This window comes from Streptomyces sp. NPDC056987, assembly GCF_042673865.1.
GTDB lineage: Bacteria > Actinomycetota > Actinomycetes > Streptomycetales > Streptomycetaceae > Streptomyces.
This window is the reverse complement of record NZ_JBHURV010000005.1, coordinates 90,739-113,173: the sequence shown is the minus strand read 5'-3', so window position 1 is coordinate 113,173 and position 22,435 is coordinate 90,739. Positions and strand designations below refer to the sequence as shown.

Annotated in this window: 18 protein-coding genes; 1 reads left to right on the top strand and 17 read right to left on the bottom strand. The window is 72.7% G+C overall.

The annotated features are described in order from the left end of the window. Positions 1–79: 79 nt before the first annotated feature. The 16 genes from ACFTZC_RS08035 to ACFTZC_RS07960 form a co-directional block, all read right to left on the bottom strand. Positions 80–2,734, bottom strand: a complete 2,655-nt coding sequence (locus tag ACFTZC_RS08035) for a beta-L-arabinofuranosidase domain-containing protein (protein ID WP_382887921.1) — start codon at positions 2,732–2,734, stop codon at positions 80–82. Beyond that, on the bottom strand, positions 2,731–4,164 hold the full coding sequence (locus ACFTZC_RS08030) for an aminopeptidase P family protein (RefSeq protein WP_382887920.1): 1,434 nt from the start codon (positions 4,162–4,164) through the stop codon (positions 2,731–2,733). The genes ACFTZC_RS08035 and ACFTZC_RS08030 overlap by 4 nt, the downstream gene beginning before the upstream one ends. Further along, complete coding sequence (locus ACFTZC_RS08025; RefSeq protein ID WP_382887919.1) at positions 4,161–5,450, bottom strand: alpha/beta fold hydrolase; 1,290 nt, start codon at positions 5,448–5,450, stop codon at positions 4,161–4,163. The genes ACFTZC_RS08030 and ACFTZC_RS08025 overlap by 4 nt, the downstream gene beginning before the upstream one ends. Then, positions 5,447–6,292, bottom strand: a complete 846-nt coding sequence (locus ACFTZC_RS08020) for an ATP-binding cassette domain-containing protein (RefSeq protein ID WP_382887918.1) — start codon at positions 6,290–6,292, stop codon at positions 5,447–5,449. The genes ACFTZC_RS08025 and ACFTZC_RS08020 overlap by 4 nt, the downstream gene beginning before the upstream one ends. Beyond that, positions 6,289–7,104 (bottom strand): ABC transporter ATP-binding protein, encoded by an 816-nt coding sequence (locus ACFTZC_RS08015; protein ID WP_382887917.1) that lies wholly within the window; start codon positions 7,102–7,104, stop codon positions 6,289–6,291. The genes ACFTZC_RS08020 and ACFTZC_RS08015 overlap by 4 nt, the downstream gene beginning before the upstream one ends. Beyond that, the gene (locus ACFTZC_RS08010; RefSeq protein ID WP_382887916.1) at positions 7,101–8,099 is read right to left on the bottom strand and encodes an ABC transporter permease; all 999 of its coding nucleotides are present in this window, start codon (positions 8,097–8,099) and stop codon (positions 7,101–7,103) included. Before ACFTZC_RS08010 ends, ACFTZC_RS08015 begins: the two co-directional genes overlap by 4 nt. Then, positions 8,096–9,061, bottom strand: coding sequence for an ABC transporter permease (locus tag ACFTZC_RS08005; RefSeq protein WP_382887915.1), 966 nt, complete (start codon positions 9,059–9,061; stop codon positions 8,096–8,098). Before ACFTZC_RS08005 ends, ACFTZC_RS08010 begins: the two co-directional genes overlap by 4 nt. A gap of 1 nt (position 9,062) precedes the next feature. Further along, complete coding sequence (locus ACFTZC_RS08000) at positions 9,063–10,760, bottom strand: ABC transporter substrate-binding protein (RefSeq protein ID WP_382887914.1); 1,698 nt, start codon at positions 10,758–10,760, stop codon at positions 9,063–9,065. Between the two features lie 326 nt (positions 10,761–11,086). Then, positions 11,087–11,755 (bottom strand): GntR family transcriptional regulator, encoded by a 669-nt coding sequence (locus tag ACFTZC_RS07995; protein ID WP_382887913.1) that lies wholly within the window; start codon positions 11,753–11,755, stop codon positions 11,087–11,089. 226 nt (positions 11,756–11,981) lie between these two features. Beyond that, on the bottom strand, positions 11,982–12,983 hold the full coding sequence (locus ACFTZC_RS07990) for a proline racemase family protein (RefSeq protein WP_382887912.1): 1,002 nt from the start codon (positions 12,981–12,983) through the stop codon (positions 11,982–11,984). A gap of 1 nt (position 12,984) precedes the next feature. Next, entirely contained in the window at positions 12,985–13,914 is a 930-nt protein-coding gene (locus ACFTZC_RS07985; protein WP_382887911.1) for a dihydrodipicolinate synthase family protein, read from the bottom strand. Continuing rightward, a complete protein-coding gene (locus ACFTZC_RS07980; RefSeq protein WP_382887910.1) occupies positions 13,911–15,347 on the bottom strand; it encodes an NAD(P)/FAD-dependent oxidoreductase in 1,437 nt (478 codons plus the stop codon). Before ACFTZC_RS07980 ends, ACFTZC_RS07985 begins: the two co-directional genes overlap by 4 nt. Next, positions 15,340–15,597, bottom strand: a complete 258-nt coding sequence (locus ACFTZC_RS07975) for a (2Fe-2S)-binding protein (protein WP_382887908.1) — start codon at positions 15,595–15,597, stop codon at positions 15,340–15,342. The genes ACFTZC_RS07980 and ACFTZC_RS07975 overlap by 8 nt, the downstream gene beginning before the upstream one ends. Continuing rightward, complete coding sequence (locus ACFTZC_RS07970) at positions 15,594–16,811, bottom strand: NAD(P)/FAD-dependent oxidoreductase (protein ID WP_382887907.1); 1,218 nt, start codon at positions 16,809–16,811, stop codon at positions 15,594–15,596. Before ACFTZC_RS07970 ends, ACFTZC_RS07975 begins: the two co-directional genes overlap by 4 nt. A 195-nt stretch (positions 16,812–17,006) precedes the next feature. Beyond that, complete coding sequence (locus ACFTZC_RS07965) at positions 17,007–18,737, bottom strand: acyltransferase (protein ID WP_382887906.1); 1,731 nt, start codon at positions 18,735–18,737, stop codon at positions 17,007–17,009. A gap of 67 nt (positions 18,738–18,804) precedes the next feature. Next, positions 18,805–19,650: a ketose-bisphosphate aldolase gene (locus ACFTZC_RS07960; protein ID WP_382887905.1), complete on the bottom strand. Its 846-nt coding sequence runs from the start codon at positions 19,648–19,650 to the stop codon at positions 18,805–18,807. A 308-nt stretch (positions 19,651–19,958) separates the two neighbouring features. Here ACFTZC_RS07960 and ACFTZC_RS07955 point away from each other — a divergent pair, with 308 nt between their 5' ends. Further along, a complete protein-coding gene (locus ACFTZC_RS07955; RefSeq protein ID WP_382887904.1) occupies positions 19,959–21,821 on the top strand; it encodes a glycoside hydrolase family 76 protein in 1,863 nt (620 codons plus the stop codon). A gap of 93 nt (positions 21,822–21,914) precedes the next feature. On the opposite strand, the gene ACFTZC_RS07950 is transcribed toward ACFTZC_RS07955, so the two are convergent. Further along, a partial coding sequence (locus tag ACFTZC_RS07950) for a tectonin domain-containing protein (protein WP_382887903.1) occupies positions 21,915–22,435 on the bottom strand: 521 nt, incomplete at its 5' end.

The following is a 22,435-nucleotide window of genomic DNA, read 5'->3' as shown; positions in this document are numbered from 1 at the left end:
CGGGGCATCTATTACTGTTGACACTGACGTACGAAAACCCTTTCGGCAACCTTCGGTTCGGGAAAATCACCCGGGATTCTCAGGGCAGCGGGGGCAGCGCCACCCGCTGGACCGGTGTGGTGTTCCCGGCGCGGTCGGTGGCGATGAACTCAAGGATCTGCGGCTCCTCGCGCAGCGCCCTGGTGAACGGCTCCTGGTAGACGCCCCAGAACGTCTCCGGGGTACGCCACTGGACGCGGTCCACGCCGGACACTTCGTCGTCGGCGTGGAGGGTCACCTCGACGTTGCTCGGTCCGAGCGGACGGACCTCGGCACGCACCGACGGGGGCCGCGTGTCCACGGCGACCTCGCGCGTGGCGTGGACGGTCCGGCCGGAGGGGTCGGTGGCCCGGCCCCGGAGCACGTGGTGGCCCTCGCGGTCCAGGGCGATCACCCCGGTCGCGGGCCGCCAGACGCCCTCGCCCACCGCGGCTTCCAGGGTGGCGGGCGAGAGCGAGGTCACCGCGAAGCCCGGTTCCCGGGTGTACCAGCCGGACGGGGCACGGTCGCCGGTCACCTCCAACCGGACCACCGGCAGCGGATCCCCCGCGCCGATGTCGGCCGGGAGCGACCAGGCGACGACGTCCTCGGCGGACCGCCCGTCCGCGGGGACCGTCCGGGTCACGCGCACCGGGTCCGCCCCGTCCGGGCCGACGACCCCGCGGCGCGGCACGGCCGGGCCGTCGAGGGTGCTCGCGGCGGCCGCCAGGAGCACCAGGGCCGCCTCGTCCCGGCTCAGCAGCCCGGAGCGGGCCGCCCGCACCACCCCCCGGTGGACCGCGGTGAAGAACGCGGCGACGTCGGCGTAACCACCGTCCGCCCACAGACCGGTGAGGAACGACCAGCCGTCGGCGTCCTGACGGTCGGGCACCCCGGGCGCGCTGCCCAGGAAGGCGATCTCCGGGTCGGCCAGGCGCAGGTACATGTGGTGCCGGTGGGCGCCGCCGGACCAGGCGGGTTCGAAGGTCCGGCCGAGCACCGAGACCAGGTCCCCGTCGGTGGTGTGCCCGGCGATGGTGCCGTCGAGACGCCGGTGGGCGGCCGCCGCGACCGGCAGGGTGGTGGTGGCGTCGTCGCGCGCGAGCAGCACGGTGGGGCCGAGTTCCACGCTGACCAGGGTGGGATCGTCGGGGGTGGGCACCAGCCGCAGCGGCATCGGCAGGTCGAGTTCGACGATGTCGCCGGGGCGGAAGTCGCGGCGCAGTGTCACGAATCCGGCGGCCGGCACGGGTGTCTCCACGCCGTCGATCCGGGGGGCGGCGGCCCAGGGCGGGATGCGCAGGTGCAGTGCGCCGGAGAAGGCGAGGCCGAACTCGACCGCCACCTTCCCGTCGCGGGGGTAGCGGGTCCGCAGGGTCACTTCACCGTCGGCGTGGCGCAGCCGCGAGGGTACGTAACTCGTCACGTACAGCTGCCCGGGCGCGTGGAACCACACAGATTCCTGGTGTTTGACATGGCTCTCCAGGCCGGTGCCGCCGCAGCAGGTGCCGACGTTGTCGTACTCGCGCAGCGCGCCCGGGTCCACCGGGTACATGTACAGGACCTCGGGGCTGGTGTCCGAGGTGACGTCCGCGCGGGAGCCCACGATGTGGTTGAGCGAGGCGCGCTCGGCGTAGTCGGCGTACCGGCGGTCGAGGGTGTGCCCGAACAGCGAACGGGCGATCTTCAGCAGGTTGTAGGTGGCGCAGGTCTCGGCGTTGCGCCGTTTGACGAACCCGGCCACGGTGTCGGCGGGGCCCCACAGTTCGCCCTCGCCGGTGCCGCCGTGCGCGAAGGTCCGGCCGGGCACGATCTGGTCCCAGAGGGCGACGACCGCGTCGAGGTAGCGGCGCTCGCCCGTGGCGTCGTACTGGTCGAGGTGTCCGACGAGCATGGGGAGGTGCTGGTTGGCGTGCATGCCGTCGAGCACGTCCCGGCCCGCCACCGCGGCGTCCAGCACGCGGTCGACCTCGAAGGCCCCGGCGGCGCGCAGGAACGACGCCTCTCCGGTGATCCGGTGCAGCCGCGTCATGGTCTCGTTCATGCCGCCGAACTCGCCGGCGATGTAGAGGGACCACATGCGCTGCAACCGCGCCCGGTCGAGCCGCAGGATCCGGCCGGCCACCCAGTGGCCCATGCCGGTGGCGATCTCCAGCGCCTGCCGGGAGCCGGTCTGCTCGTACGCGTCGAGCAGCCCCGCCATGATCTTGTGGCAGGTGTAGTACGGCGCCCAGATCTCCCCGTACGGTGCCATGTCTTCCAGCCGCGAGAACTGCCATTCGCCGTACGCCGCCAGGAACCCCGGATGGCTGTAACGCCCGGTCGCCGCCAGCGCGTCGCGTACCTCGGCCAGGCCCGCGACCGTCTCGTCCGCCTTGTCCCGCAGGAGTTCCTCGCCGGTCGAGGCGTACGACAGCGACAGCATGGACAGGAAGTGCCCCGCGTAGTGCCCGCGCAGCAGGCTCGCCGTGGGTGCTACGCCCGGTCCCGGGTAGTCGGCCTCGGACCAGGCCCGCTCGTCGGGATGGCCGAAGTCCTCCCAGGTGCCCGGGGGCAGCGCCCCGCGGGTGTCGAGCCCCGCGTTGGCCCGGAAGACGGCGAGCACCCGGTCCACCGGGAACACCCGGGCGAGATGCAGCATCTGGTCCCTGGTCCGGGAGTGCACCCCGTCGAGAAGGTCGACGTCGCGCAGGGCGAAGGGACGCGCGCGGGTCATCGGGCCGCCCATTTCTCGATCCCGGCGGCGTCGATCGGCAGCGCGCCCGACAGCACCTCGTGCCCGGTCCCGGTGACCAGGAGGTCGTCCTCCAGGCGTACGCCGATTCCGCGCAGTTCGGGGGGCAGGGTCTCGTCGTGGGCGTGGAAGTACAGGCCGGGTTCGACCGTCAGCACCATGCCGGGCCGCAGCGGCGCGCCCTGGTAGCGCTCGTACGTCGAGGAGGCGCAGTCGTGCACGTCCAGGCCCAGGTGGTGGCCGATGCCGCAGACGAGATAGCGGCGGTGCTGCTGGCCCTCGGGGGCGAGCGCCTCGTCGACCGAGACCGGCAGGAGCCCCCAGTCGTGGAGTCCGCGCGCCAGCACCTCCATGGCGGCGAAGTGGAAGTCGGTGTAGGTGGCGCCGGGGCGTACCTGGTCCATGCCGGCCCGGTGCGCGGCCTCGACCAGGTCGTGCACCCGGCGCTGGACCGGTGTGAAGGTGCCGCCCACCGGGAGCGTCCGGGTCACGTCGGCGGTGTACAGCGAGTTCGCCTCGACGCCCATGTCGAGCAGCAGGGTCTCGCCGGGGCGGACCGGGCCGTCGCAGCGGACCCAGTGCAGGATCGGGGCGTGTTCGCCGGAGCCGACGATGGTGTTGTAGCCGGGTCCGTTGCCGACGGTGCGGGCGTGCCGGTCGAAGGTGCCCTGGAGCCAGCGCTCCCCCAGGGCGTCGGCGACGGCCCGCGGGATCTCGTCGGCGACGGCGGCGAATCCGGTGACGGTGTGGTCCACGGCCTCCCGCAGCTGGCCGATCTCCCAGTCGTCCTTGATCATGCGAAGGTCGGAGAGCACCGCGCGGACGTCGTCCGCCGGGCCGCCGGGCCGCTCGCCGAGGTCGCCGATCGGCCGCACCGGCAGGTCCAGCGCGGCCGACCAGGCGGCGAGCCCCGCCGAGGGGCCGACCCACAGTTCCCCGTACGCCGCGCTGGCGTGGAAGTCGCGTTCGCCGGGCCGGGCGGGAGCCGGCAGGTACAGCACGGCGTCGTGGCCGCCCGGCCGCGGCGTCATCACCAGGACCGCGCCCTCGGTCGCGCACGAGGTGGCCCAGACGAAGTCGCTGTCCGCGCGGAACGGGTAGTCGGCGTCGCCGTTACGGCGGGGCGCGCGGCCCGCGGCCAGGACGAGGGTCCGGTCCGGCAGGCGGGCGCTCAGCCGGGTCCGGTGCCCGGCCGCCGCGCGTGCCGCGGCCGGGCTCACCGGTGCCGGGATGTCGCGTGCGGCCCAGCCCTGTCCGATGCGGGCCAGGAAGCCGGGGCTCTCGTCGGCCAGCCGCGGCGGTTTCGTACCGGCGTACGGCGGAGTGGTCCCCGCGGCCCTGGGCGGGTTGGTCCCCCCGGCATACGGCGGGCCGGCCGTTCCGCCGGCCTGCGGGGTGGTCGTCTCGGTCAACGCTTTTCGCCTCCTCGGTCGCGGACCATCTCCCGCAGCCGGCGCAGTACCCGGCCGTCGGCGATGCCGTCGTGTTCGTACTCGTTGGTCACCCAGGTCGCCGCGTTGCCGACCCGGCTCAGGGTGTCGCGCTGCAGCCCGGCGTCGACGAACACGTCGTCGGCGTAGACGGCGGCGGCCAGCGGAACGTCGTTGGCGGCGAGCCGGGCCGGGTCGTAGAGCGGGCTCCAGTCCCGCTGCTCGGCGAGTTCGGCCATCGCGGGCGCGAACGGCCGCAGCGCCCGGATCTCCTCGAACATCCACGGAAACGTCATCTCCGAGGTGAACAGCAGCGGGCGGCGGTCCCCGGCGAACTCCGGCCGCCGGTCCCGTTCACGCTGGGCGGACCAGCGGAAGGGGCCGTTCGGTCCGTCGCCGTAGATCGACTCCTGGAGGGTCCAGAACAGCGGGTTGCCCGCGTTCGACGTCTTGACCAGCACGGTCTCCAGGAACGCGTCGTCGAGGCGGCCGTCCCGGCGGACCGCCTCGGAGACCAGCCAGTGCAGGCGCTGATGGCCGGCTCCGAAGCCGAGTTCCCCGCCCAGGGTCTGGAACCGGCGTACCGACAGCGGCGAGCCGTCGGGGAGCGTCACGTCACCGGCGGCGAGCCGGTCGGCGATCGCGGCCACCGCGGCGGCGTCCCGCGGGTAGCGCCGGTAGAAGTCGGCGGTCTTGCCGGCCACCCGGTCGAACGTACGCCGGTAGACCTCGTCCGGATCGGGCGGTGTGCCGGGGATCCCGCCGCAGACGTAACAGGCGGTCAGTGCCTCGGGCGCGTGCGACAGATAGGTCAGGGTGATCCACCCGCCGAAGCTCTGTCCGAGGGTGGCCCAGCGCCTGCCGTCGTAGCACCGGGTACGGACGAGTTCGAGGTCGCGCACGATCGAGTCGGCGCGGAAGCACAGCAGGTGGTCGGCGGCCGCACGGGCGTCGGGGAAGCCCGCGATGTCGGCTCCGTCGACCGGGGTACTGCGCCCGGTGCCGCGCTGGTCGACCAGAACGACCCGGTAGTGCGTCAGGGCCTCGGGCAGCCAGCCGCCCAGCGGGGCGGGCCGGGGGTTGGCGCCGCCGGGGCCGCCCTGCAGATAGGTGAGCAGCGGCAGGTCGTCGTGGCGGCGGTCGGGGTCGGTGAACTCCCGGACGAACAGCTCGATGGCCGCTCCGCCGGGATCGGACCAGTCGAGCGGCGCGGCCACGGTGAACTCGCGGACCCAGGCGCCGGGCAGGGGGTACTCCACCGGGTTCACGCGGTGGCTCCGCTCGTGTTGGCGCGCCGGCGCGCGTCCCACTCGGGGCGGATCCGGGGCACGGCGGCGAGCAGGGTACGGGTGTACGCGTGGCGCGGGTCGTCGAACACCGCGTCCCGCTCACCGGATTCCACCACCCGGCCGCCGGTCATCACCGCCACGCGGGTGGCGATCTGCCGGACCACGGCGAGGTCATGGGCGATGAACAGGCAGCCGAACCCCTCCTCGCGCTGGAGTTCGCGCAGCAGGTTGATGATCTGGGCCTGCACCGAGACGTCGAGGGCCGAGACCGCCTCGTCGCAGACCAGGACGCGCGGGCTCACGGCGAGGGCGCGGGCGATGCCGATGCGCTGCGCCTGCCCGCCGGAGAACTGCGCGGGGTAGCGGTCGACGTGGTCGGGGTCGAGCCCCACCCGTTCCATGAGCGCGCGGGCGACCGTCCGGGGGCCGCCGGGTATCGGCCGTTTCTGGTAGCGCAGGGGGGCGGTGACGATCCGTTCGACGGTGTGCCGGGGGTTGAGCGAGGAGAACGGGTCCTGGAACACGACCTGGATCTGGCGGCGTACCTCCAGCAGGTCCTGCCCGTGCAGGGCGGTGATGTCGCGGCCGTCGAGGTGGACGGTGCCCGACGTGACGTCGATCAGCCGGGCCGCGAGCCGTGCGGTGGTCGACTTGCCCGAGCCGGACTCGCCTACCAGGGCGAGGGTCCGGCCCGCGTGCAGGTCGAAGGAGACGGAGTCGACGGCGGTGAACCTGCGCGCGGGGCGCAGCAGTCCGGCCGTACCGGCGACGGGGAATTCCTTGACCAGGTCCCGGGCCCGCAGCAGTGGTTCGGAGCTCATGTGTCGCCTCCCAGGGTCTGCAGCTCGCCGATCTCGTCGTCGATCCGCGGGACCGCTTCGAGCAGTGCCCGGGTGTACGGGTGCCGCGGGTCGCAGAAGATCTGCTCGGCGGTGCCGGACTCGACGACCTTGCCGTGCCGCATGACGATCAGTGTGTCGGCGACCTCGCTGACCACGGCGAGGTCGTGGGTGATGAGGATGAGCGCCGCGCCGGTGTCGCGGCGTACCTCGGCGAGCAGGTCGAGGATCTGGGCCTGGACGGTGACGTCGAGCGCGGTGGTCGGCTCGTCGGCGATGATCAGGCTGGGCTCGGTGCTGAGCGCCATGGCGATCATCACGCGCTGGCGCATGCCGCCGGAGAACTGGTGCGGGTATTCGTCGACGCGGCGGGCCGCGTCGCGGATGTGCACGCGTTCCATCGCCTCGATCGCCGCGGCGCGGGCGGCGCGGCGGCTGACGCCGGAACGGTGCGAGCGGTAGGCCTCGGCGATCTGTGTGCCCACGGTGTAGTACGGGTTGAGCGAGGAGAGCGGGTCCTGGAACACCATCGCGATCCGGTCGCCGCGCACGGCGCGCATCCCGCGTTCGGTCAGTGCGGTGAGGTCGCCGCCGTCGAACTCGACGCGGCCGGAGCGGGTGGCGCCCTTCGGGAGCAGCCCCATGATCGCGAGGCTGGTCATCGACTTGCCCGAGCCGGACTCGCCGACGATGCCGAGGGCGCCGCCGGGCGGCACGGCGAAGTCGACGGCGTCGACCACCGGGGCACCCTGGAAGGCGACGGTCAGGCCCCGCACACGCAGCAGGTCGCTCATGACGCCGCTCCTCTTCCGACCCGCGGGTCGATCGCCGAGTAGACCAGGTCGACGGCCATGTTGCCGACCACGACGAAGAAGGCCGCGAGCAGCGTCACCGCCATGATCACCGGCTGGTCGTTCTTGGTGATGGAGTCCGCCGCGAGTTTGCCGACGCCGTTGATCCCGAAGACCGTCTCGGTGATCAGCGCGCCGCCGAGGAGGCCGGCGAAGTCCATGCCGGCGATGGTGACGATCGGGGTGAGCGCCGGGCGCAGCGCGTGCCGCCGCCACACCAGGTCCGGTCGCAGGCCCTTGGCCCGCGCGGTGCGCACGAAGTTCTCGTCCAGAGTGTCGATGACGTTGGCCCGGGTGAGGCGGGTGTACGACGAGGCGTAGCCGATGGCCAGCACCGTCCACGGCATGATGAAGTTGAGGAACCACTGCCCCGGGTCGTCGGCGAACTGGACGGCCTGCGGGAACGGCAGCCACTGCAGCCACACCACGAGCACGTACTGGAGGGCCAGGGCGAGCACGTAGTTCGGGACCGACATGCCGGCCAGGGTGAGTCCGGCGATGAACCGGTCGGTGAACCGTCCTTCGCGCACGGCGCTGAGCAGACCGCCGATCACGCCCATGACCAGCCAGAGCACGGCCGCGCCGAGGGCGACCACCGCAGTGACCGGCAGCCGCTGCACGACCATGTCGGTGACGAGCTGTGAGGTCTGGAACGAGTAGCCGAGGCAGGGGGCCGGGCAGTGCACCGCGGACGGGCCGCTGCCGTAGTCGCGGCCCGCGAACAGCCCTTGCAGGAAGTGCAGGAACTGGCTGAGGAACGGGTCGGTCAGGCCGAGGTTGGCACGGATCTGGTCGATGCGCTCCGGGGTGCAGTTCTTGCCGCAGATCTGTACGGCGGGGTCGGGCGACAGGGCGAAGAAGATGACATAGGTGAACAGGCAGACCAGGAACAGCACCAGCAGCATGCCCAGCACGCGGTGCACGACGTAGCGGGTCATGAGCGGCCTCCCGGCTCGGCGGCGGTCCTGATGCGGTCGCCGAGGACCATGAAGGACAGCACCAGCAGCGCCAGGAAGACGCCCGGGACCAGGAAGTACGTGGGGACCACCGCGTACCAGCCCACCGAACTGGAGATCATCTGTCCCCAGGACGGCGTGGGCGGCACCAGACCGACACCGAGGAAGGACAGTCCGGCCTCGGTACCGATGTAACCGGGGATCGCCAGGGTCACCATGACCAGGATGGTCGAGCGCAGGTTGGGCAGGATCTCGGTGAACACGATGGTGGTGCGGGAGGCTCCGGACGCGCGGGCCGCCTCGACGAACTCGCGTTCCTTGAGCGACATGGTCTGCCCGCGCACGATGCGGGCCAGGTACGGCCAGCCGAACAGCGAGATCACCACGACCAGCAGGTACTGGCGGTCGTCCGCGGGCAGCGCGGAGAGCACGGCGATCATGAAGATGAGCGCGGGGAAGGCCATCAGGAACTCCATGACCCGCGAGATCAGCATGTCGGTCCGGCCGCCGAAGTAGCCGGCGAGCAGGCCGAACACCATGCCGAGCACCGTGGTGAGCAGTGTCGCGCCGAGGGCGATGAGCATCGAGGAGCGGGCTCCGTACACGATCCGGGCGAAGATGTCCCGGCCGCTGCCGGGCTCGACGCCGAGCCAGTGCGACCCGGAGATGCCTCCCCAGGACCCGACGGGCATGCCGCCGAGGTCGGGGTCGATGGCGCTCTGGTCGAACTCGTACGGGTCCCAGCCGCTGACCCGGACGATGAGCGGTGCGAACACCGCCATGAGCACGATCAGCGCGATGTAGCCGAGGCAGGCCACGGCCACCGGGTCGCGCAGCAGGTTCCGGGCCACGCTCCGGCGGGGGTCGGGGGCGGTGCCGGGGGTGCCGTCTGTGCCTGATACCGACACCTCCGGCACCTGCACCCCCGTTGACGGGATCGTCATGTCAGTCCTTCGCCGGGTCCTTGAGACCGATGATCCCGTAGTCGACGTCGCCGCTGGGGGCGATCACTCCAGCCACGTTGGTGCCCGGCAGGTAGATGCGGTTCTCGACGTTCAGCGGGACGAAGGGAGCCAGCGCCATGATCTTCTTGTCCAGCTCTCCCCAGGCCTTGTTCGCCGCGGCCAGGTCGGTCATCGCGCCGATCCGGTCGATCTCGGCGTTGACGGCGTCGTCGTCGAGCTGGGAGAGGTTCTGGTTGCCCTTGGCGGTGATCTTCCGGCCGTCGAACAGGGGCGGCAGGAACGTCGACGCGCTCGACGCCCAGTCCGGGCACCAGCCGGTGATCGCCGCGTCGTGCTGCTGCGACGGGGTGCCGATCGTCTCGTAGTAGGTCGCCGCGTCGATCACGTTCAGCTTGACCTCGATACCGGCCCGCTTGAGCGCCTGCTGGATCGCTTCGCCCTTGCGCTGTTCGACCTCTTTCGCGCGTACGTCCAGGGTCATCGTGAAGCCGTTCGGGTAACCGGCCTCGGTGAGCAGTTGCTTGGCCTTGGCCGGGTCACCGGCGTTGTCCGCGCTCGGATAGGCGTTGTGGTCGACGTACCCGGAGACCGTCTGCGGCAGGAGGCCGGTGGAGAGCGTGGCGAACTGCCTGCCGCCGCTGGCATTGAGCACCGAGCCCTTGTCCACCGCGTAGTTGACGGCCTGTCGCACCTTCACGTTGTCGAGGGGCTTCTTCGTCGTGTTGAGACCCATGTACGTGAGACAGGTCGACGGCGCCTTGACCGTCCGTGCCTTGAGCTGCGGTGTCTGCAGGCGGGCCACGGTGGCCGTCTGCACACTGCCGGAGAGCGCGTTGACGTCCGTGCCCTGGCCGGCGATGAGCCGCTCGTCGATGGTGGCGCCCTCGACGCCGACGGTGAAGCGCCACGCGTCGGGGTAGGCCTTGCGGACCGTGTCGCCCTTCGCGTCCCAGTGCGGGTTGCGTTTGAGCTGGATCAGGCTGCCCGGGGTGAGCTTCTCCAGGTCGTACGGGCCGGAGGAGACGACGTCCTTGATGAACGAGTCGCCCCCGCCGGTGCCGACCGGGAAGGGGGTGCCCGCCGGCTGGGAGAGCGCCGCGTCGAACTCGGGGAAGGGAGCCTTGAGATGGAAGACGATGGTTTTGTCGTCGGGTGTCTCGATCGTCGGCAGGTCGCCCGAGCGGTACGGCCCCTGGTAGCCCTTCGGGGCGTCGACCAGCTGTTTGAGGTACGGCGAGCCGATGCCGATCTCCGGGTCCCAGCTACGGCTGACGCCGAACTTGACCTCCTTGGAGGTGATCGGCGCGCCGGTGTCGAACTTGATCCCGTCCTTGAGCTTGTAGGTCCAGGTCAGACCGTCGGCGGAGACCTTGCCGAGGCTCTCCGCGAGGTCGGGGACCATCGCGTTGGGGTCCTTGGCGTCGTTGGGTGCCTTGGTGATGAGCTGGCGGTATATCAGGCGGTAGAACGCGTTGACGCCGCCGTCCCAGCCGCGGGCCGGGTCGAGATAGGAGAAGTCGGTCGACTGCAGGACCTGTACGGTCCCGCCCTTGACCGCGGTCCCGCCGCTCCCACCGCCGGTGGCTTCGGACGAGGTGCCGCCGCCGGTGCATGCCGAAAGGGCGAGTGCGCCGGCCGCCAGCCCAGCGAGCGCCGCTGAAGACGAGGTTCTCTTCAAGGGGTCCTACCTTCCGGTCGGGTGCGGGCAGCCCGGCCGTCCGGCGGAGCGGGACGGGAGACGGGCCGGCGGACCAGCGACTACGTGCGGAAACGGTGGGCAGATGCGCTGCGAATCCGGTGGGCCGGTGGGCAGAGCGGAGCGCCCACGACCGGTCCCACGGAGAGGCCGGGATCACTGCGAGCCCGGTCACTTGAGGAGACAGTAGTATGTGACACCTCCCGGGAGAAGAGGTTCCGCGAGAATTTACCGGGGTGACATTCCGGTTCCGGCGCACGCCGACGAGCCCGCCCGGCTCGGCCGGGCGGGCTCGTCACACCGGTGTCTCACTCCTCCGAGCGGCCGTTCCACCAGCCGAGCACATGGCCGATGTGGGCGGTGAGCAGCGTTTCCGCACCCCGCCCGTCGCGCGCCTCCAACAGGTCCACCAGGCTGTGGTGTTCGGCCGCCGAACGGGCCAGCTCGGCGGTGCCGATCATGTCGGCCAGGCCCACCATGCGGGTCTGCTGCCGCAGGTCCTTCACCATCGCGACCAGCCGGCGGTTGCCATGCAGCTCCAGGAGCCGCAGATGGAAGGCCATGTCGGCGGCGAGGTAGGCCGCCAGATCGGCGGCGGCGGCCGAGTCGACGATCACCTGGGCCCGGCGCCGCAGGTCGGCGGCGGCCTCCGGCTGCAGCGTCCGCGCGATCTCCCGCATCGGCGGCGCCTCCAGGAGCTGGCGCAGCCGCACGATCTCCCAGAGGTCCTGCTCGCTGACCTCGGTGATCCGGAAGCCCTTGTTGCGCACCACGTCGACGAATCCGCGCCCCTGGAGGTTGAGCAGGGCCTCACGGACCGGGGTGGCGGAGATTCCGAACCGCGCGGCCAGTGTCGGCGCGGTGACCAGGGTCCCCGGGGCCAGTTCACCCGAGACGATGGCCGCGGCCACCGCGTCCTCCACCGTGCCGCGCAGGCTCGTCCCCACCGACACCGGGCCGATGATTGATGAGCTCATCCGCGCCGTCCTCCCACCACTAAAATGTCACATCCCGCCGACCGCCGTCGGCCGGCGCAGTGCCGAGTATCCCATTCACCGGTCGTCGCAGGTGCGGGGGTGCGGCGTCGATACGGGGGCCCGTCGAGACCGACGCCACCCGACGCCGACACCGATACCGACGTCCCCCGCTATGTCACCGACCGCCGGAGCATGTGGTCGTGTACGGACCGGCCGCACCCGGGGCTCAGAACTCGAAGCCGTCCGGGTAGGGATCGGTCGGGTCCAGCATGTACTGGCCGATCCCGGTCACCCAGGCCCGGCCGGTGATGGTCGGCAGCACCGCGGGCAGGCCGCCGACGGTCGTCTCCCCCACCAGGCGGCCGGTGAACCGGCTCCCGATGAAGGACTCGTTGACGAAATCCCGGTGCAGCGCCAGCTCGCCGCGTGCGTGCAGCTCCGCCATCCTGGCCGACGTACCGGTTCCGCAGGGCGACCGGTCGAACCATCCGGGGTGGATGGCCATGGCGTGCCGCGAGTGCGCGGCGTCCGAACCGGGGGCGATGAACTCCACGTGGTGGCAGTGGCCGACCCCGTCGATCAGCGGGTGTGCGGGGGGCGCCGACGTGTTGATCGCCTCCATGATCGCCAGCCCGGCGCTCAGGATCTCGCCCTTGCGCGCGCGGTCGAACGGCAGCCCCACGTCGTCGAGGTCCACCATGGCGTAGAAGTTCCCGCCGAACGCCAAGCTGTATCGGACCTCACCGAGGCCGGGCACCTCGACGGTCTCGTCGAGCCGGTCGCAGTACGCGGGCACGTTCTCCAGTGTGACGCTGTCGGCGTGCCCGTCCTTGACGGCGACATTGGCCACCACCAGCCCGGCCGGCGTGTCGAGACGGATGGTGGTCACCGGCTCGACGACCTCGACCATCCCGGTCTCGACCAGCACCGTGGCCACCCCGATCGTGCCGTGGCCGCACATCGGCAGGCACCCGGACACCTCGATGAACAGCACGCCGAACTCCGCGTCGGGACGGGTCGGCGGTTGCAGGACGGCGCCGCTCATCGCCGCGTGGCCGCGCGGCTCGTTCACCAGCAGCCGCCGTACGTGGTCGAGGTGTTCGGCGAAGTACAGCCGCCGCTCGTTCATGGTGGCGCCGGGAATCACCCCGACGCCGCCGGTCACGACCCGGGTCGGCATGCCCTCGGTGTGCGAGTCGACCGCGGAGTACAGCCGCGACGTACGCATCTCAGGCCGCCGTCGCGCGGTGCGCCTCGACCGCGGCGATGGCCCGCCGCATGTCGGCCCGCACCCGGGCGTCGTGCTCGGCGGAGAGGGGGCCGCGCGGCGGGCGGCACGGGCCGCCGTACCGGCCGACCATCTCCATGCCGAGCTTGATGGCCTGGACGAACTCGGTGCGCGAGTCCCACCGGAACACCGCGACGAGGTGCCGGTAGAGCTCCCTGGCCTGCTCGAATCGCCCGGCCAGCATGTGGTCGTAGATCGCCACCGACTCGGCGGGGAAGGTGTTGGGGAAGCCGGCGAACCAGCCGACCGCCCCGTCGGCCATCAGCTCGAACAGCACGTCGTCGGCGCCGGCCACCACGTCGATGTCGCAGAGTTCGGTGATCTCGAAGAGCCGGCGTACGTCCCCGCTGAACTCCTTGATCGCGGTCACGTGGGGCAGCGCGGCGATCTCGGCCACCAGGTCCGGGACCAGGTCGACCTTGGTGTCGACCGGGTTGTTGTAGATCATGATCGGCAGCCCGACCTCGTCGATCTTCGTGTAGTGCTCGACGACCTGTTCACGGCTGGCCCGGTACATCGTCGGCGGCAGCGCCAGCACGCCGTCGGCGCCGTCCTCGGCGGCCAGTTCGGCCCAGTGTCTGGCCTGGTGCCAGCCGGGCCCGTGCACCCCGGCCACCACGACACCGCGCCCGCCGACCGTCTCGACGGCCACCTGGACGACCTTGCGGCGCTCCGCGTCGGTCAGCGCCGAGTACTCGCCGAGCGATCCGTTCGGACCGACGCCGTGGCAGCCGTTGCCGATGAGCCAGTCGCAGTGTTCCGCGTAGCGGTCGTAGTCGACCTCCAGCCCGGAGGGGGCGGAGGGGTTCTCCTTGAAGGGCAGCGCGGTGGCGACGATCACCCCGCGCAGGTCGGTCGGTGCGGAACTCATGGGAGGTCCTCTCGGTTGCTGGTCCTGGGGGAAGCGGCGAGTTCGCCCAGGCGTACGGGGGTCGCGATCGGCCGGTGCGCGGTACGGCCCGGGTCGAGCAGGCCGGGGCCGTGCGCGCCGGTGAGCAGGTCCTCGACCGCGCGGCCGCAGGTGCGGCCCTGGCACAGGCCGAGGCCGGCCCGGGTGGTCAGTTTGAGCGAGCGCAGCCCGCGGGATCCGGTCAGCTCCGCGGTCCGACGCAGGGTGCCCGCGGTGACGTCCTCGCAGCGGCACACCACGGTGTCGTCGTCCACCCAGGAGCGCCAGCCGGGGCGGATACCGTGCGCGGCGGCGAGCCGCGCGGCGACCTCCCGGAAGGCCGCCCGCTCGCGGACCGCGCCCGGTGCGGGCGCGCCCCCGGCGGCGACGCTCCCGGCGATCGCGCCCTCGGCCAGCGCCAGGTCGACGCCGCCGATACCGGTCAGCTCACCGGCCGTCAGCACCCCGGGCACCGAGGTGCGCTGCCGTTCGTCGACGGTGACCGCGCCGTCCGCGCCGACCGCGCAGCCGGCGGCGGTGGCGAGTTCGGTGCGCGGGACGAAGCCGTGGCTCACGCAGACGGCGTCGACCTCGATCCGGCGTGCGGTGCCGGGGACCGGTGTCCAGTCCCGGGTCAGGCGCGCCACGGTGACCGCCGCCACGCGCTCGGTGCCGTGCGCCGCGACGACCGCCGCGCCGGTCCGGTACGGAATCCGGTGGGCGGCCAACTGCCTTGCGTAACCCGTCAGTTCACCGACCTTGCGCCGGGCGGGGAACAGCCGCCAGGGCCGGGCCGCCCAGCCTCCGGCGAGCTGCGCCGGGCCCGCCGCCTCGACCACGCCCGCGACCTCGGCGCCGATCCGCAACAGGCCGGCGACCACGGGCAGCAGGAAGGGCCCGGCGCCGGCCACCAGGACGCGGCGGCCGACGGCCACCCGCTCGCCCTTGGCCAGTGCCTGCGCCGCTCCGGCGGTGTAGACCCCGGGCAGGTCCCAGCCGGGGAACGGCAGGGTGCGCTCGTACGCCCCGGTGGCGAGCACCAGGGCCGAGGGGTCGTAGGTACGGGGTTCACGGCCCTGCCCGTCCGGTTCGCCGACGAGCACGTGCACCAGGGGCGGGGCGTCGTCACGCCGGTCGACGGACCAGACGTGCGCGCCGGTCACGACCTCGCAGCCGGCGTCGCCGAGCAGTGCGGCGCGCATCGCGACGAAGCGGTCCCAGCCGTGCTGCCAGAGCCGCTCGTCCGTGTCCCCCCGCCCGTCTGTGTCTCGCCGCCCGTCCGGCAGATGCCGCCAGTACTGCCCGCCGACGTCGTCACCGGCTTCGAGCAGCACGACCCGGGCGCCGTGGCGGCGGGCGGCCAGCGCCGCGGCCATGCCGGCCGGTCCGCCGCCCACGACGAGTACCTCAGTCACGGTCGTCCTCCTGCAAGTCGATCCTGTCGCCGTCCACGGCCCGCCGCTGGCAGGCCCGTACGTCGCGCAGGCCGTTGACGGTCACCAGGCAGTCGAAGCAGGCGCCGATCCCGCAGAAGACCCCGCGGGGGCGGCCGGCGCGGGTACGCCGCCAGGCCACCCGCCCGTCGGCCAGCAGCACTCCGGCGATGGTCTGGCCGGCGAGGCCGGCGATCCGGTCCCCGTCGACCTCGATGTGAATCCCCGTCATCGGGTGGCCCCTTCGAGGTGCGGCAGCAGGGTGGGACGGTCCAGCCGGAACTCGGCGGCCAGCTCCTCCGCGGCACCGTCGGCGCCGCCGAGGAGCTGGTCGCGCAGCAGGTCGGCGGTGGCCAGACTCAGGCCGATGCCCGCGCCCTCGTGCCCGGTCGCGTGCCACAGGCCGGGCAGCCGGTGGTCGGCGCCGATCACCGGCAGGTGGTCGGGGACGAAGGGCCGGAACCCTCCGTACGCGCGCATCGCCTGCGCGTCGGCCAGGAAGGGGAAGAGCAGCAGTGCCTTGGCGGCCAGCGCGGTGAGCACCCGGGCCTCGATCCGCTCGTCGAAGCCGCGGCGTTCGCGGGAGGAGCCGATCAGGACGGTCCCGGCGGCGGTCGACTCGACCACGCTGGAGACCTGAAGGTCGGCCGAGCCCGAACCGACCGCGCCCACGTAGTCGGCGTCGTACACCTTGTGCCGTACGCGGGCCGGCATCCGCGAGGTGACCAGCACCGTGCCGCGCCGCGGACGCACGGGGAGGGAGACGCCGAGCCGCTCGGCGACCAGGCCGGACCAGGGCCCGGCGGCGAGCACCACGGCGTCGGCGGGCAGGGTTCCGGAGGCCAGCCGTACGCCGGCGAGCCGGCCCGACGACAGCACCGGCCCCGTCACCTCGACGCCCTGCCGCACCCGGGCGCCGTGGCGGCGGGCGGCGGCCAGCAGCGCCTCGGTCGCGACCACCGGCTGCACCTGGAGGTCCTCGGGGTAGAACACCGCGGCGGTGCTGTGCGGTGTCAGATCGGGCTCCAGCTCATGGGCCCCGGCGTCGTCCACCGTCTCGGCCACCACCCCGGCGCCCCGCTGGGTGTCCGCGAACGCCAGCAGGGCCGCCGCGCCGGCCTCGGTCGTGGCGACCACCAGGCCGCCCTTGCGCTCCAGTTCGAGACCGGGGAATCCGGCGGGCAGTTCGTCGCGCAGCTCGTCCTCGATCCGCGCCCAGGCGGCGAGCGAACGCTGCGCCAGCCGCAGCTCGGGGCCGGGTTCCTTGTCGGAGACGAGCAGATTGCCCTCGCCACCGGCCGAGGTGCCCCCGGCCGTGGCGCCGCGGTCGACGACGGTCACGTCGCAGCCGGCGCGGGCCAGGGCGCGGGCGGTCGCCGCGCCGACGATGCCGGCGCCCACGACGACGATCCGGAGAGGCCGAAGCGGCCGATGAGGAGCGGGCACATCAGTACTATGTCACATGTCCCGTGGCGATGGGAGGCCCCCGATGGCCCGACCACGTGGGGGATGTACGGACCACCCGTGGATACGACGAGGCACGACGAGGCACGAAGACGGGTTCGGCCGCGTGAGGGTGCGCAGGGTGTCCGGCCGCCCGGATCCCTCACCCGGGCGGTCGGACACCACGCACCGCGCGGGTCATCTCCGTGGCGGGCCGTCGTGGACCGGTTCGGGACGGTGGACACCACGGGGGCGGTAGCCGAGGGCGTCGGAGCGGCCGAGCAGGTCGGCGAGGAGCCAGATGATCGCGAGCCACATCTCGGTGCCCTGGAGCCCCGGTTCGGGTCCCGGCCCGGACGTTCCCGGGCCGAAGCCGAAGCCCCGGCCGTCCTGCCAGCGCGGCAGGGCGGCGGTCAGCTGCCGCTCGGCCCAGGCCCGTATCTCGGCCGAGCGGTAGCCGTCGTCGCCACTGGTGTCCCCGCCGAGCTGCCGGGTGCACAGCCACAGCGGGTGGGCGACGTCCAGCACATTGCAGGCGTTCTCCCGGCCCGCGCCGAAGTGACGGAGGTCGCGGGCGTGTTCCAGCACCGCGTCCACGACCCGCCGCGGGTGCGGCACCTCCACCCCGAACTGCGCGAACGAGCCGCGTGTCAGCCGGTAGTGGCCGTTGACGACCTGCAGCCATCCGTCCGCGGGCGAGGGGCTGCCCCACATGCCGGTCCTCGGATCGGCCCGGGTCAGCAGCCAGCCGAAGAGCGCCTCCAGGCCGCCCGGCCGGATGGCGTCGGCGTCCGGGCGGCGCAGGTTCCAGTGGGCGGCCGTGGCCCAGCTGTCGATCCACGCCCCCGCTCCCCACGCCCCGTCACGCCACGGCAGCCGCTCCAGGCGGCCGACGAGCTGCTCGGCCGTCATCTCCCGGGCGCCGCGCACCGGATGCGGGAACGAGGAACCGAGCAGGTCGAGGGCGTAGCCGACGGACAGGACGTGGTAGAGCGCGGGCCCTTCGGCGGGGAAGCCGTCGTCGTCCGGCGCGGACGGCGGTGCGCCGAGCGGTCCACCGAGCGGTGCGCCGAGCGGTGCGCCGAACTCGGGCACCAGACCGGTCCCCGGGTCCTGCAGCGCCTCCAGCCGCCGGGCGTGCTCACCCCGGTCGAGCTGCCCGGGAGCGGCGGCCAGCAGCAGGTCGGAGATCTCCACCGCGTCGCAGTGTGCCCGTACGGTGGGGGCGGCCCCGGGCCGGTCGGCGTACCGCTCGCCGTCCCAGCACCGGGCGATGACGTCCGCGGCCTGGCCCCGGGCCGTTTCGGCGAACCGGGCCAGGACATCGGCGCCGTGCGCGCGGGCCGGGGAGGCCGCCCCGGTGCCCCGCCGGTCGCGGAGCGGCCGGGCGGGATTGCCGGCGGCCACCGTCCATGTCGGCACGTCCTTGGTGACCACCGCTCCCGCACCGATCACACAGTGGTCGCCGATGGTCACGCCGTCCACCACGACCACGTGCGAGCCGATCCACACGTCGTCCCCGACGACGATGCCCCGGCTGGTGTGGGGCTGCCGGAAGACCGGCCGGTCGGGAGCGGTGGAGTGGTTGAAGCCGAGCAGCGAGGTGTGCGCGCCGATCCGCACCCCGTTCCCCAGCGTGACGGTGCCGCGGACGACGCTGAACGGGTTGAGCGTGCAGTCGGTGCCCGTGGTCAACTCGCCGGTGACGTAGGCGTGGGCGGCGATGTACGAGTCGTCGCCGAGCCGCAGCCGGTCGGGGAACACGGCCGCCGACCCGGCGACGTAGCACCGCTCGCCGACCTCGCTGTCCCCGCCGACCGACCGTTGCCGCTCCTTCTGCGCGAGGCGCTGTTCCCCGGTCGCCTCGTTCCCGAAGAGCCACGGACAGTGGTCGAAGTGCTGTACGGGCAACTCCTGCCGCGGTTCCATGTGTCACACGCTAGGCGGCGGCGCCCTCCCGTGGGAAGACCGGACCGGGGTTCTCGGATCGGGGTTCTCAGGCGGGGCGGTCCTGACGCAGGATGCCGAGCAGTCGGGTGACCTCGGTGGCAACGGCCGCCCGGCCCGCCCCGAGGTAGCCGCGGGGGTCCACGGCGGCGGGGTGGGCGGCGAGGTGGTCGCGCAGGGCGGTGGTGAAGGCGTTGTTGAGGTGGGTCGAGATGTTGATCTTCGTCATGCCGCGGCCGACCGCTTCGACGAGACCAGGGTCGGACACCCCCGAGGAACCGTGCAGGACCAGGGGGACGGGAACGGCCCGGCGCAGCGCGCCGATCAGCCCGTAGTCCAGTTCGGCGTCGCGGGTGAGCATGGCGTGCGACGTGCCGACCGCCACGGCGAGCGCGTCCACGCCGGTGGCGGCGACATAGGCGGCGGCCTCCTCCGGGTCGGTGCGTACACCGGGGGCGTGCACGCCGTCCTTGCCGCCCACCTCGCCGAGTTCGGCCTCGACCCACACGCGCGCCGCGTGGCACCGGGCGACCACGTCGGCGGTGGCCTTGACGTTGTCGGCGTAGTCGAGGGTGGAGGCGTCGAACATCACCGAGTGCAGGCCGAGTTCGAGGGCTTCCCCGACCAGCGCGTGGTCCGTCACATGGTCGAGGTGGACGGAGACCGGGACCCCGGCCCGCTCCCCGGCGGCCAGGGCGGCGCGGGCCAGCGGGGCGAGGGCGCCGTGGTAGCGCACGGCGTTCTCGCTGATCTGGAGGATGACCGGCGCGTTCGCCGCCTCGGCGCCGGTGATGACGGCCTCGGCGTGCTCGATCTGGATGATGTTGAACGCGGCGGCCGCGTGGCCGGCCGCCGCTGCGGCGGCCACGGTGTCTCCGGTGCCGGTGAGAGCCATGATGTCCTTCGGTTCGGGCGGGGCCGGCCGTGCGGCGCGCGGACGCCGGAGCCGGTCGGGGCGTGCGTGGACGATGAGTTGGGGGCCGACCTCATCGGTACGGGCCCGTAGGGTACCCGGCCGCCGAAGGGCGGTGGCGGCCCGCCGAGGGGCGGACCGGCCGCTCACGCCTCCCGCGCGGAGGACAACGTTGTCCGCGTCAGGTCTGGACAAGCGACCGGGTCGGTGCTGTGGTGTTCGGGGGAGTTGGGGAGTGCAGAGCCGCCCCTTCCCTTCCACGTACGGCTTTCTCGGAAAGGCGGTACGTCATGTCAGCGCGGACCCGTCCCCTCCTCGGCGGTCTCCTGGCCCTGATCCTGGCCCTGACCGGCCTCGTCGCCCTCCCTGCCGTCTCCCGCGCCGCGACGCCGGTCTGTGCCCTGGCGTGCGACACCCTGGACCCCTCGAAGGCACGGCAGGACACCTTCCCGGTGCCGGAGCGGAACATCAACGGCCGGATCCTGCGGCTGCACGTCTCCGACCCGGACAGCATGGCCTGGGCGAGCATCGACAACGGTGCGAGCGGCGACTCGGTCTGGCTGGACCGGTCCTGGGACCGGGGCGCCACCTGGGAGCCGCTGCTCGGCAGGGCGAGCATCCCCGGTACTTGGACCGGCACCCGCACCCTGATGTACAACCTCACCGATCCGGTGGGCCACCGGCGCGGCTGGATCCGCGCCTGCGGCGACGCCGCCGCCGTCGCCTGTACCGACTGGGTGTACCCGACGGTGTGCGACGGCTCCTCGTGCGACGGCGCCGATCCGGCCACCGCGTCGGGCGACGACACCCCCGTGCCGCCGGCCACCCTCTTCGGGCGCGCCGTCAGCCTCCATGTCGACCAGCGAACAGGCATGGCCTGGGGTGTCGTCGAGAACGGCGGCCCGGGCGACGAGATCTGGCTCGACCGCTCCTGGGACGGCGGCGGGAGCTGGCCCGAGGGCTCCTCCCTCGGCCGGACGAGCGTGCGGGCCGGAGCGGCCTCGGCCCGGACCGTCATGTTCGCCACCCGGGACCCCCGTGGTCTCCTGTACGGCGGCGCGGTCCGTGCCTGTGGCCGGGAGGCGGCCCATCAGGAGGGCGGCTGCACGGCCTGGGTCAGGCCCGCGCCGACCCGGGAGCGCGCGGCGGCGGACGCGCTGATGGCTTCGTACCACACCGACGAGGGCTGGTGGCGGAGCAGTTGGTGGAACTCGGCGGTCGCGCTCACCTCGGTCGTCGACTTCGCCGACCGCACCGGGCGGCGCGACTACGACTGGGTGATCGCCCGTACCTTCGAGCAGAACCGTGGTGTCTTCCCGGCGGGCGGGCGCGGTTCGGACCCGGTCGAGGGCCACTTCATCAGCCGCGCCGTCGACGACGCGGCCTGGTGGGCGGTGGCCTGGCTGACGGCGTACGACTACACGGGCGAGCGGCGCTACCTCGACGAGGCGGTCACGATCACCGAGTATGTCCGGCAGCACTGGGACACCGGAACGTGCGGCGGCGGGGTGTGGTGGGACCGGGAACACACCTACAAGAACGCCGTGACCAACGGGCTGTACCTGTGGCTGACCACCTCGCTGCACGACCGGATCGGCGGCGACACCGTGTGGGGCGCCCGCGCGGCCACGGTGGCGGACTGGTACCTCGCCAGCGGGATGATCAACTCCTCGGGGCTGGTCAACGACGGGCTGACCGGCGGCTGCGGCAACAACGGCCAGACCGTGTGGAGTTACAACCAGGGCCTCGCGATCGGCGCCTTCACCCAGCTGTGGCGCTCGACCGGGAGCGCCCGGTACCTGGACACGGCCCGGCGGCTGGCCGACGCCGCGACGACCTCTCCGGTGCTGACCAGCGGCGGGGTGCTGACCGAGTCCTGCGACACCGGCACGCGGTCCTGCGACGACAACCAGAAGCAGTTCAAGGGCATCTTCATGCGGCACCTCGCCGATCTGGCGGACGCCACCGGTTCGGCCTCGTACCGGGCGTACATCAGGAAACAGGCCGATTCGATCTGGACCACCGACCGGGACCCCCTCAACCAGCTCGGCCAGCGCTGGTCCGGCACGAGCCCCAACCAGACCGACTGGCGCACCCAGGCGAGCGCGCTGGAGGCGCTGACGGCCGCGGCGGGTCTCCAGCGCTCTCCCTGACGGTGGGAGGTACCGTCGCACGCCGGCCGGGGCCCCGCCGCGGCCGGCGCGCACGGTGCGGTTCCGTGCGGTTCCGTGCGGTTCCGGGCCGGGTTACGGCCTCAGGGCTCCGTCGAACTGGACCCAGGGCGACCAGGCGCCACCGGGGGCGGACTGCGAGCGGTGCCACACCTGGCCGGCGCTGTTCACGCCGAACAGCTCGATCCGGCCGTCCGCGTTCGTCTCCGCCGCCACCTGCGACAGCCCGCCGTCGAGCTGAGTCCAGGCCGACCAGTCCCCACCGATCGACACCTGCGTACGCGTCCAGATCTGCCCCGCGCTGTTCGCACCGAACACCTGCAACCGGCCATCCGCGTTACGCGCCGCCGCGATCGACGCCAGCGCACCGTCGAACTGGACCCACGGCGACCACGATCCACCCGGGGCGGACTGCGAGCGGTGCCACACCTGGCCGGCGCTGTTCACGCCGAACAACTCGATCCGGCCGTCCGCGTTCGTCTCCGCCGCCACCTGCGACAACCCGCCGTCGAGCTGAGTCCAGGCCGACCAGTCCCCACCGATCGACACCTGCGTACGCGTCCAGATCTGCCCCGCGCTGTTCGCACCGAACACCT

Coding starts and splice junctions, on each gene's coding strand:
- ACFTZC_RS08020 (WP_382887918.1), bottom strand. CDS start 6,292: ATGAGCTCCGAACCACTGCTGCGGGCCCGGGACCTGGTCAAGGAATTC.
- ACFTZC_RS08010 (WP_382887916.1), bottom strand. CDS start 8,099: ATGACCCGCTACGTCGTGCACCGCGTGCTGGGCATGCTGCTGGTGCTG.
- ACFTZC_RS07960 (WP_382887905.1), bottom strand. CDS start 19,650: ATGGCTCTCACCGGCACCGGAGACACCGTGGCCGCCGCAGCGGCGGCC.
- ACFTZC_RS08015 (WP_382887917.1), bottom strand. CDS start 7,104: ATGAGCGACCTGCTGCGTGTGCGGGGCCTGACCGTCGCCTTCCAGGGT.
- ACFTZC_RS07955 (WP_382887904.1), top strand. CDS start 19,959: ATGTCAGCGCGGACCCGTCCCCTCCTCGGCGGTCTCCTGGCCCTGATC.
- ACFTZC_RS08005 (WP_382887915.1), bottom strand. CDS start 9,061: ATGACGATCCCGTCAACGGGGGTGCAGGTGCCGGAGGTGTCGGTATCA.
- ACFTZC_RS07965 (WP_382887906.1), bottom strand. CDS start 18,737: ATGGAACCGCGGCAGGAGTTGCCCGTACAGCACTTCGACCACTGTCCG.
- ACFTZC_RS07990 (WP_382887912.1), bottom strand. CDS start 12,983: ATGCGTACGTCGCGGCTGTACTCCGCGGTCGACTCGCACACCGAGGGC.
- ACFTZC_RS08035 (WP_382887921.1), bottom strand. CDS start 2,734: ATGACCCGCGCGCGTCCCTTCGCCCTGCGCGACGTCGACCTTCTCGAC.
- ACFTZC_RS07975 (WP_382887908.1), bottom strand. CDS start 15,597: ATGACGGGGATTCACATCGAGGTCGACGGGGACCGGATCGCCGGCCTC.
- ACFTZC_RS07985 (WP_382887911.1), bottom strand. CDS start 13,914: ATGAGTTCCGCACCGACCGACCTGCGCGGGGTGATCGTCGCCACCGCG.
- ACFTZC_RS07995 (WP_382887913.1), bottom strand. CDS start 11,755: ATGAGCTCATCAATCATCGGCCCGGTGTCGGTGGGGACGAGCCTGCGC.